At 69.6% G+C, this 4,030-nt stretch carries 4 protein-coding genes and 1 pseudogene; all 5 read right to left on the bottom strand.

Features of this window, described 5'->3' with window-relative positions; all coding sequences use genetic code 11:
- Positions 1 to 295: pseudogene (locus FFS23_RS19775) on the bottom strand (hypothetical protein); the annotation flags it as partial.
- Positions 292 to 1,248: a FecR family protein gene (locus FFS23_RS19780; RefSeq protein WP_137899945.1), complete on the bottom strand. Its 957-nt coding sequence runs from the start codon at positions 1,246 to 1,248 to the stop codon at positions 292 to 294. The pseudogene FFS23_RS19775 and the gene FFS23_RS19780, both read right to left, overlap by 4 nt.
- Complete coding sequence (locus FFS23_RS19785; protein ID WP_349303964.1) at positions 1,245 to 1,964, bottom strand: RNA polymerase sigma factor; 720 nt, start codon at positions 1,962 to 1,964, stop codon at positions 1,245 to 1,247. Before FFS23_RS19785 ends, FFS23_RS19780 begins: the two co-directional genes overlap by 4 nt.
- A 92-nt stretch (positions 1,965 to 2,056) precedes the next feature.
- The gene (locus FFS23_RS19790) at positions 2,057 to 2,389 is read right to left on the bottom strand and encodes a YnfA family protein (protein ID WP_137899947.1); all 333 of its coding nucleotides are present in this window, start codon (positions 2,387 to 2,389) and stop codon (positions 2,057 to 2,059) included.
- Between the two features lie 37 nt (positions 2,390 to 2,426).
- Entirely contained in the window at positions 2,427 to 3,875 is a 1,449-nt protein-coding gene (locus FFS23_RS19795) for a lipopolysaccharide biosynthesis protein (RefSeq protein ID WP_137899946.1), read from the bottom strand.
- Positions 3,876 to 4,030: the final 155 nt, after the last annotated feature.

Here is a 4,030-nt window from a genome sequence, read left to right on the forward strand (position 1 = left end):
GCGCGGGGCGCAGCCGCCAGCTCTGCGCGCCGATCGGCTCGACCTGCGCATGCGCGCGCGCGGCGATCGCGGCGAGCGCCGCCTTGGCCGACAGCCGTCCGCGCAATGCGGGGACCGCGCGCGACCAGAGCGATGCGTCGGGCACGACGATGCTGATCCGGGCCTGACGGCCGAGCGCGGTCACCTGTTGCCCGACGGTGCCGCCGGGCAGGTTGATCGACAGGGTCTCGGCGCGAACCGCGGGCGAGACGAGGAGCAGCGCGCAGGCGGCGATGCCGCTCGTCCCGCGCCTCACCGAGGCAGATCCAGCGTCCAACCGTCGCCGTTGCGCCGCACGCTGACGTCCAGAAGCGCCGCGAGCAGCATCGGGTCGTTGCGAAACGCGTGCGTCTCCAGCGTGCCGTTGAAGATCCGGGTGGCGACCGCCGGGGCGGCGGTGATGCGCCAGCCGAGCTGCCGCGACAGGTCTTCGGCGACCTCCGCCATCGTCGCGCCGTCATAGGCGAGGCGGCCGTCGCGCCAGGCGCCGACATCGGCGACGTCCGTCCGCGTCCGCCGCAACGTGTCGCCATCGGCGACGACCCCCTGACCGGGGTCGAGGCGGAGCGCAGCGCCTTTGGGGTCGACCATCACCGCGCCTTCGCCGACCGCGACCTGCTTGCGCGCGCCCAGCACCCGCACGTCGAACACGGTGCCGAGATCGGTCAGCGCAAGACCGCCGACATCGACGTGGAACGGCGCGCCAGCGTCGTGGCGCACCCGGAACAGCGCCTCGCCCGCCTCGACGGTGGCGCGACGCGGCCGGGCCCGATCGAGCCGGACGCGCGACCCGCCGGCCAGTTCGATGCTGCTGCCTTCGGCAAGCGCGATGCTGCGCCGTTCACCCGCCATGGTTGCGATCGTATAGGATTGATCCTGTTCGCGCCAAAGGCCGAAACCGAACAATCCGACCAGCACGACGGCGACGGCGAGCCAGATGCCGCGTGCCGGCCGCTGCGAAGGCTCGGCAATGACCGGCTCGGGATCATTCGCGGCGGGTGGCGGCGTCGGGACGGTCCGCACGACGCTTTCGGTCGCGGCGGCCAGAGCGACGACCGCACGATCGTACAGCTCCGCATGCCCCGCGTCCGCTTCGAGCCAGTGCGTGAAGGCGTCCCAATCGGCATCGGGCTCGGCCATCCGCAGCGCCCAGTCCAGGGCGACGCCGTCGACGGCATGTCCTGCGGCGCCCGGTCCGAACGCGCTCATCGTATCTCACCCTTCAGCTTGACCAAGGCCCTGGTCACGTCGCGCAAATCGCTCTCCACCGTACTCAGGCTGATGCCCAGCTCCGCAGCGATCACCCGTTGCGGCACCCCCTCGACGCGCGCCCGATGGAAGATCGTCGTCTTGCGATCGCCGAGGCTGCGCAGGAGCTGCGTGACCTTCGCCGCCTCCTGCCGCGCGCCGACCTCGCGTTCCGGGGTCGGGGCGGTCGCGGGATGATCCTGCTGTCCGTCGTGCCACGCCTGGTCGCGCCGTTCCGCCTGCCGCAGCGAGCGATAGCGGTCGATCATCAGCAGATCGGCGGCCCGATAGAGGTAGGCGACGGGATTGGCGATCGGTCCGTCGCTGCGCCCCGCCACCTTGAGCCAGAGGTCATGGACGAGGTCCTCGGCAGCCTCGCCCGCACCACGTGCCCGGAGGAAACGAAGCAGCTTGTCACGATTGTCCAGATAGACTGCTTCAAGGCCGTTCGGCGGCATGGTGTGACGGGTCGTCCGCGTTGGAAGATGCCGCTGTCTAATCGGAGAGGCCTGGCAGGAGAAGCCATGTTTGCCGTGGTCCGCTCCGGTACACGGGGGAGAGGCGTCATCGGCGGTTTCGTCCAGCGGGGGGACGCACCTGTCCGCCGCGCAAGCCGCGATCGGCCGCGCCTCGTCCCATTCATCCGTCCTGTCTTGCAGACCCTCGTCGAGGCGCATTGTCGGTCTTTCCCGGTCTTTAGCAACCGAGACGGAGTCGGACGGGCAAACCCTTGGAACCGCCGGCCTTGCCCCCTCGCAGAAGGCGGCGGTCAGCTCCCGGACGCGACGCGCGGTCCCAAATAGATGATCGCCGCGCCGGCAAGGCATACGCACGCCCCCAGGACGTCCCAGCGATCCGGCTTCGTACCTTCGGCAAGCCACAGCCAGACGACCGCCGATGCGATATAGACGCCGCCATAGGCGGCATAGGCGCGCCCCGCCTGCGCCACGGCCGGCAGCGTGAGCAGAGAGGCGAACAGGCATAGCGACAGCAGGCCCGGGACGACCCACCACATCGATCTGCCGAGGCGCAACCAGGCCCAGAAGGCGAAGCATCCGGCGATTTCGGCGAGCGCTGTCCCGAGGAACACTAAGGCCGTCATCGTTGCGTTCGCGCTCATGGCAAAGGCCTCCGGTGGCCTATGCGGGGCCACGCCGCCCGAACCGCCGCCCGATCTGCGACAGCCGGTCGACCACCATGCTCTCCGGCCCCTCGGGACGGCCGACCGCCGCCCAGGAGCCGAGCAGGATCGCGCCATAGACCGATGCGCCGAGCACGACGGTGCCGATCACCGCGACCAGCGACAGCGACTGGCGCATCGCATCGGGCAGCAGCAGGATCGCCGCGGCCATGCCGGCGGTGGCGAGCGCGATCCGCCACGGCGCGAGCACTTGCGCGACGATGCCGAGGCCGACGAGCTTGCGGACATAGCCCATCGTCACCAGCATCATCGTCGCATTGGTAAGGACCCGGCCGATCACCGCGCCCATCACGCCATAATACCAGATCAGCGCCACCAGCACCGGCAGCTTGATGACGATCTCGACGAGGCGCTGGCGCAGGAAGATCGAGGTGCGGCCCATCGCCATCGCCATCGGGTCGAGCGGCGAGACCCAGACGACGAACACCGGCGCGAGCGCGAGCCAGCGCAACATCGGGATCGACGAGATCCAGTTGCCGCCGAGCACCACCGGCACCACCTGATCGGCGACGAGGCTGAGCCCGATCATGCCCGGCGCGGCGATGGTCAGCAGCGTCTGCGAAATGCGCAGATAGGCGCGCGCCATCCGCTCGCGCGAATCCTTGAGCGTCACGAAGCCGGCCATCAGCGGCCGCATCGCCGGCGTCACCAATACCTGTTCGGGCACCGACGACAGGTCCGCCGCCATCGAGAAATGGCCGAGGTCGCCTTTGCTGATGAAGCGACCGAGGATCAGCTTGTCCGACTGCCAGCTCAGCGCGGCGAGCGCCTGCGCCAAGCTCGCCCAGCCGAGGAAGCCGGCGAAGCTGCGCCATTGCGACAGGCCGAGCCGCGGCCGGAACGGCGCAAAGCAATAGGATTGCACCATGCTGGCGAGCGGCGTGACGACGGTGCCCGCGGCGATCGCCCAATAGCTGTGGGTGGTGATCGCGAGCACGACCGCGACCGAGAAGCCGAACACCTTGCTGACGATCTCGATCACGAGATCGCGGCGGAAGTCGATGCGGCGGGCATATTGCACCATCGCCGGGCTCTGCAGCCCGCGCGCGATCGGCGACAGCGCGAGGAACAGGATCAGCGGCACCAGTCGCGGATCGGCATAGGCCCAGGAGAAGGGAAAGGCGGCGCCGGCGATGACGATGGCGAGGATCGCGCCGCGGATCACGCCGATGGTGAAGGCGGTGTCGAGATGGCTGCGGCCGATCTGGTCGAGCCGGACCAAGGACTGGACGATCGGCAGTTCGGACACCGCCTCGACGATGAAGATCAGCGTCATCGCGACCGAGATCAGGCCGAAATCCTGCGGCGACAGTGTCCGCGCGAGCACGATCAGCGTGGTGAAGTCGATGCCGCGCGCCATCAGCCGCGAGGCCATCAGCCACGCCACGCTGCCCGCCGTCCGGCTGCCGACCCCCGGCCCACCCTCTGGCCTGGTTCCGGCTCGCCGATCTCGATCGTTCGCTCGGGGCGCGGATCGTCCATTTCACCGGCCCGGTCAAACCGTGGAACACCACCAACGGACCGTGGGACCCGAGCCACCGG

The sequence above is a fragment of the Sphingomonas sp. 2SG genome (genome assembly GCF_005503285.1).
Taxonomy (GTDB): domain Bacteria; phylum Pseudomonadota; class Alphaproteobacteria; order Sphingomonadales; family Sphingomonadaceae; genus Sphingomonas; species Sphingomonas taxi.